The following is a 2635-nucleotide window of genomic DNA, read 5'->3' as shown; positions in this document are numbered from 1 at the left end:
TGCGTAATACCATGATGCCGATCGCTCAATACCATTCAAGCCGATCACTTTTTTGTCTGTCAGTAGACCTCAGTAAAATCTAACTTGAGTGATCGGCATCAGTCAAGAAATTTAGTTTTTTTCGCATCGACTCGCCTTTTAATTCCAACTTTATCGCCCCGTGCACAAGCCTATCTAGAATCGCATCCGCGTGTGTCGATTCTCCGATCATTTCATACCAATTTTCTATCGGTAATTGACTCGCTATTAAGGTCGATTTTGTATCATATCTTGCATCAATTAATTCCAGTAAATCACTCCGTTGTTGAGCCGTTAATGGCTCTAATCCCCAATCATCTAAGATCAGTAAATTGGCAGAGCTAAGCTTGTTGATCAGTTTTCGATAACTACCATCGGCTTGCGCTAGAAACATCTTTTCTAATAGCTCTTTGAGCCTAAAATAATAAACGCTACTCCCTTGTTGGCAGTGGTTTTGACCAAGCGCGCAAGCGAGGTAAGTTTTGCCACAACCTGTTGCTCCTGTGATCAAGATGTTTTGGTGAAGACGAAGCCATTCACCTTGTGCTAATGAACGGATCTGAGCTTTATCGAGTTGTCGTGCTGCGCCATAGTTGAGTTGGGCAAGTGTGCCGCCAACTCTGAACTTTGCTTGTCGCGTTAGGCGATCTATTTTACGCTGATCACGCTGCGTTATTTCATGTTCAAGCAATAAACTTAGCCGCTCTTCGAAGCTTTGTTCAACGTATAAATTGGGTTGCTCGTATTGCTGCAATAGCGCATCACGTATGCCGCTTAGCTTTAAATTACTTAACTGATTATTAACTTGTTGATTGATATTTTGCATAAGTCTTCCTAAGGTTTGTTAATTTTTATTAATGGTAATAGTGGTTGCCACGGATATTTTTATGATCAATATCTTGTAGTAAATCACCTTGAGCTTGTGGCAAGGGTTGTTTATCCAAGCCTTTTTCTAAGATAGTCTTTACTTGTTTAACGCGAGTAACACCTGTGGTTAATGCGCGATGACAGGCGGCTTCAAGACGTTGATCACTAAACTTTTTACCTAGGCTTAATAACCCCATACAAGCACGGTAGCTTTGCTCTGGATGTTTTTTAGCTTGCATCAATTGCATAACAAACTGCTCAGTTGATGTGCCAAATTTACTCGCCCAGCGTTCGAACCGCTGTGGTGTCCATTGTTGCTGCTTTTGATGAGCGATAGGCATATGCAGATCAAGCGTGGTGTGCGCACCTTCTCGGTATGATCTGGGGTGAACAGCGACTCGTATGCCTTGATGGTAGAGTGTCACCAACTTCCCGGAGGCATGGGCTTCAAGCTTTTGTTTAATTAAGGTATGTGGCACTGAGTAGTAGTGCTTTTCAATTTCCACATGATAATCAATATGCACGCTCACCTGTTTTACTAAGGTATAGCTGTAAGGCTGTGTAGGCAGTGGTTTGAGTGCAGGTCTGTCGATAGCATCAAACTGACTGAGCCGTGAGCCAGGATGCTTTTTCATTTTACGTTGATTTAAATCGACCAGTAATGCTTGTATTTTCAGGTTCAATTGACGCAAGCTAAAGAAGGTTTCATTGCGAAGGCGCGCCATTATCCAACGTTCAACAATTTGCACACCCACTTCAGCCTTAGCCTTATCCTTTGGTTTATAGGGTCTAGCGGGCACAATGACCGTATCGTAATGTGTCGCTAGTTGTTGGTAGGTTGGATTTAAGTCAGGCTCATATCGACACGGTTTGGTGACGGCACTTTTAAGGTTGTCAGGAATTATTAGCTCAGGAACACCGCCAAGAAACTCAAAACAACGGGCGTGACTCATCACCCAATCTTCGAGTTTCTGGCTGTAAGTCGCTTCGGCATAGGTATAATTTGATGCACCCATGACCGCAACGAACACTTGTGCAGTACGACACTCGCCTGTACTTGTATCAACAATACTCATGGTTGGGCCACAGTAATCCACAAACAGTTTTTCACCTGCTTTATGATTTTGTCGCATGGAGGGTTTTTGGCATTTAAGCCATGCCTTATACTGACGGCAGAAGTGAGTGTAACTGTAAAAACCTTCCGCGTGCCGCTCTTTGTATTCTTCCCAAAGCAGAAACAACGTCATGGTTTTAGGCCGAAGCTCTTGCTGAACTAACGACCAGTCAGGAATGGTAAAGCCCTTTAATCGAGGCTTTGTTTTGAAGAACGCTTGTTGCAGAGCGTGATCATCCCACTTCTCATCAAGCGGCCAGTAAGTAATATCTAACTCTGCTGATTTACAGGCATATTTAGACACGATTGAGGGTGAAACAGATAAGCTTGTTGCTATCTGACGATGACTGAGTTTACAGCTGTATTTTAGTCTTAAAATCTCTTTAAGTTTACGCATTGAAATAGGTGCCGTTGGCATGGTCATTCTCATCATCAAAAATGAAAAGAATAACGGTTAAAAACACCTACTGGCTAGACAAAAACGTGTACAAATTGAACGATACCATTCAAGCCGATCACTCAATACCATTTTGACCGAAAAGTGATCGGCATCGATGGTATTGAGTGATCTTGATGGATGGTATTAGGTGATCAGCTTAGATAGTATTAGGTGATCGCGATGCATGAGAATATGCA

The 2635-nt window shown here is 42.6% G+C and carries 2 protein-coding genes; both read right to left on the bottom strand.

Features of this window, described 5'->3' with window-relative positions:
- Window positions 1-79: 79 nt before the first annotated feature.
- A complete protein-coding gene (istB, locus tag GQR47_RS20020) occupies window positions 80-844 on the bottom strand; it encodes an IS21-like element ISShfr5 family helper ATPase IstB (RefSeq protein WP_008111090.1) in 765 nt (254 codons plus the stop codon).
- Window positions 845-872: 28 nt separating this feature from the next.
- On the bottom strand, window positions 873-2417 hold the full coding sequence (gene istA, locus GQR47_RS20015) for an IS21 family transposase (protein ID WP_165724398.1): 1545 nt from the start codon (window positions 2415-2417) through the stop codon (window positions 873-875).
- Window positions 2418-2635 lie beyond the last annotated feature (218 nt).

Origin of the sequence: Pseudoalteromonas sp. Z1A2 (assembly GCF_011378755.1) — a bacterium.
Taxonomy (GTDB): Bacteria; Pseudomonadota; Gammaproteobacteria; order Enterobacterales; family Alteromonadaceae; genus Pseudoalteromonas; species Pseudoalteromonas distincta.
The sequence above is the reverse complement of the archived record's forward strand: the minus strand, read 5'-3'. Positions and strand labels throughout refer to the sequence as shown.